The organism is Nocardia sp. NPDC060220, from assembly GCF_042727815.1.
Lineage (GTDB): Bacteria > Actinomycetota > Actinomycetes > Mycobacteriales > Mycobacteriaceae > Nocardia.
In genome coordinates this window covers 1-3444 of record NZ_JBHWZY010000750.1, presented here as the reverse complement: position 1 = coordinate 3444, position 3444 = coordinate 1, and the positions used below count along the sequence as shown (strand labels likewise).

3 protein-coding genes are annotated in these 3444 nt (G+C 69.9%); all 3 read right to left on the bottom strand.

The window, feature by feature from the left end; genetic code table 11:
• Positions 1–278 precede the first annotated feature (278 nt).
• A complete protein-coding gene (locus tag ACFWF3_RS28960) occupies positions 279–1382 on the bottom strand; it encodes a glycosyltransferase (RefSeq protein ID WP_379316716.1) in 1104 nt (367 codons plus the stop codon).
• The gene (locus ACFWF3_RS28955; RefSeq protein ID WP_379316714.1) at positions 1379–2710 is read right to left on the bottom strand and encodes a glutamate-1-semialdehyde 2,1-aminomutase; all 1332 of its coding nucleotides are present in this window, start codon (positions 2708–2710) and stop codon (positions 1379–1381) included. The genes ACFWF3_RS28960 and ACFWF3_RS28955 overlap by 4 nt, the downstream gene beginning before the upstream one ends.
• Positions 2710–3444, bottom strand: a 735-nt coding sequence (locus ACFWF3_RS28950; protein ID WP_379316712.1) for a GNAT family N-acetyltransferase, incomplete at its 5' end; no start/stop codon positions are given. The genes ACFWF3_RS28955 and ACFWF3_RS28950, both read right to left, overlap by 1 nt.

Sequence of the window (3444 nt, the reverse complement as noted above, 5' to 3'; positions counted from 1 at the left end):
CCATCGCTCCTCCTGAAAATCTCGAAACACGGTGTCGCGCAACAGTGATCGGCATGCGGCGGTGAATGCGAAATCAACGGTTGAGGTCCAGCAGCAAAGTGGCTGGAGAGAAACCGGGCACATCGTCGTCCCGGCTACGCTTACCGTACTCGTCAGTAACCTAGCCGGGCAAGCTGATGGCGTGGTATCACCGTGTGGGAATTGTCACCCATCGCCGCAGGTCAAAGGGTATGTGTGACAGATACTTTCAGTAACCGAGAGTTTCAGACAACATGTCGCTACCGATCCGCCAGGATGTCGCCGACAGTGCTCGCGATCCTGGTGCGGAACACCTCGGGGGCGAAGGTGCGGGCGTGCTCGCGGATCTTCGCGGGATCGTAGGACGCCGAGCGGAATTCGCGCATCACGTCGGCCAGCGCCGCGACGACGTCCGCATCGGATCCGGCCGGTACGTACTCGCCGGTGACGCCGGGGCGCACCGTATCGAGGGCGCCACCGGCGCCGACCGCGAGCACGGGCGTGCCGCAGGCCATCGCCTCCACCGGGACGATGCCGAAGTCCTCGATGCCCGGCATGAGCAGGGCTTGGCAGCGCCGGTACATGTCCTGCAACAGCTCGCCGGAGGTGGCGCCGAGGAAGGTCGTCTCCGAGCCCGCGATCTCGTCGAGCTGCGCGCGGAACCGGCCTTCGCCGAGAACCACCAGGCGAACCCCGGCCCGCTGCGCGGCGCGAATGGCGAGGTCGGCGCGCTTGTAGGGCACGAGCCTGCCCGCGCACAGGAAGAAGTCCTCGCGTGCCACCGACCGATCAGGGGTGAAGCGGCTGACCTGCACGGGCGGGTTGACGACCGAGGCGGGCAGCCCCCACCATTCGGTGACCCGCTCGGCGACCGCGTGCGAGTTGGCGATGACGTGGGTGAGCCGCGGGGCGGCGCGCAGTTCGCCCCGCCGGGCCAGGGTGCCCAGTGCGCCCAGCGCCAGCTGCCCGATACGACCGCCTGCCTCCTGTGCGCGGAATTCGCGATCCCACGCCCAGCGGGCGGGGGAGTGCACGTAGGCGACCACCGGTGCGTCGGTGGCCAAGGCGGCCTGGGTGGCGAACGCGTGATGGCTGATCACCACGACATCGAAGTCGCGCAACGGCATTCGCCGCAGCGCGCGCGGGACCAACGGGAGCAGGGGAGCGTGCCTGCCGCCGGTGTAGGTGTGCGCCGTGCTGAGCCAGGTGTCGTGCACAGTGCGCACGGGCTCGCGCAGGCCGCCCGGCGCGACGATCGGTGCGAAAACCTCGGCATCGGGCCAGGTTTCGACGAATTCGCCGACCACGGCCTCGGAGCCGCCGAACTCGGTGAAACGTTCGTGGACGATGGCGACACGGGTCATCGGCGGGTGCTCGCTTCGATCTGTCGGGGCGCGGCGGTGCGACGCAGGGCGGGGGCGACCGGGCGACCGGTCAGCAGGCCGTCGACGGTGCCACGGGCGAGGGCGGTGCGGTACACCCGAGCGGCCTCGGCGAACGCGGCGATGGTGTGGTCGACGGCGGTGTCGTCGTGGGCCGCCGAGGTGACGAACGACTGACCGAGGACGCCTCGGGTCAGCATCTCCTGGATGAACAGGGTTCGAAAGGCTTGGGAAGCAACACCATCGGCGTCGTGCGTACGGAAAATGGAGCAGGACGGGCGCCCCGTCACCGACAGGTGCCCGGCGATGCCGAGCTCGGCGGCGATCGCGTTCGCTCCCGCGGCCAACCGGCTACCGGCCGCTTCCATCCGGGCGACCGGGTCCTCGGTGCGGTAGGCGTGCACCACCGCGCGAAACGCCGCCAGCGACGCGGTCTCCGGGCCGTGCGTGGTCGACAGCAGGAACACGCGGTCGTGGTCGGTCCGAAGCCCGCCGCGTTCCATGAACTCGCGTTTGCCCGCCAGCGCCGCGATGGGAAAACCGTTTCCCATCGCCTTGCCCCAGCACGACAGATCGGGGGCGACGCCGTATACGGCCTGCGCGCCACCCGCCGACCAGCGGAAACCGGTGATCATCTCGTCGAAGACCAGCAGGGCGCCGTACCGGTCGCACAGGTCGCGGACCGCGGACAGGTAGCCGTGTTCGGGTTCTCCAGTGGCCGTCGCGGGTTCCATCACCACGGCGGCGATCGGCGACGCGGCCAGGACTCGACGCAGCGCGGAGAGGTCGTTGTAGGGGAAGGTCACGGTGTCGACCGGGGGGATACCAGCTGACATCGGTGTGGTGCCGATGAACCAGTCGTCGACGGAGAAGAAGGGCTGCTGACAGACCGCGACGCGGTCGCGTCCGGTCACCGCGCGGGCCAGGCGCACCGCGGCGGTGGTCGCGTCGGAACCGTTCTTGGTGAACTTCACCATGTCGGCGCCGGGGACCAGATCCAGGAAGTCCTGGGCGGCCAGCAGTTCCAGCTCGGTGGGGCGGGTGAAGCTGACCCCGTCGGCGATGGCCGACGACACCGCGTCCAGCACGGGTCGGTACGCGTGGCCGAGCGTCACCGACCGCAACCCCATCCCGTATTCGACATAGCGATTGCCGTCGGCGTCCCACACGTGCGCGCCCTTGCCGCGCACCAGGATCGGCGCCATGTTCTCCGGGTACTGATCGGCGCCACGAGCGTAGGTGTGCGCGCCGCCCGGCACCAGATCGTGCAGGCGGGCCTGGATCTCATTGCTGCGCTGGAACGTTCGCATCAGCGGCGACCTCCGTGACTCGGTGGTGTGGTCAGGGCCCACAGGCGATGGTCGGCGCGGACGCCCGTGGGGCCGCAATGGTCGTGCAGCACACCTTCTTCGGTGAAATGGGCGGCAGTCAAAGCGGTGTTCGGTGCGGGGTCGGCGCTGGGGACTTCGGCGGCGATCCGCCGAAGCCCGAGTTCGTCGAACCCGTGTTCGGCGACCGCCCGCAGCGCCGCCCCCAGCTGCGTGGCCTCGACGAGCTCGGGATCCGCCCAGGCCGACAGCCGCGCGACGCGCCCCGTCATCGTCGGTTCGAACAATCGGATCTCCCCGGCGTACCGGCCCTCGGTGAGGAGCACGAGGACCAGCCCGCCGGGTGACCGCAACCCGTGACGGGCGTTGCGCAGGGCGCGGTGCCACTCGCGCCGATGCCGGCGCCGGTCGGTCGGTGCGAGCCGGGCGCGGTGTGCGGTAGCGGCCGCCTGCCAGTCGACCCGGTCGGTGCGGGACAGGCTGCGCACCGCGATGTTCGGTGCGCCGGTGACGGTGATCCGCACCGCCCGGGCGAGCGCGTATCGACGCAGACGGCGAACGACCATCCACAGGAACAGCCGCAGCGCGGCGATCGCGATGATCGCCGGTGCGGGCCCACCGGTGCGCGAGGATGGATCGGTTGCCGGTGCCGGGAACCGTGGCGCAACCGCGAAAGTCTCGGGGGTCGAACTGTCACGTGCGGTCCACGCCCACAA

Coding starts and splice junctions, on each gene's coding strand:
- ACFWF3_RS28960 (WP_379316716.1), bottom strand. CDS start 1,382: ATGACCCGTGTCGCCATCGTCCACGAACGTTTCACCGAGTTCGGCGGC.
- ACFWF3_RS28955 (WP_379316714.1), bottom strand. CDS start 2,710: ATGCGAACGTTCCAGCGCAGCAATGAGATCCAGGCCCGCCTGCACGAT.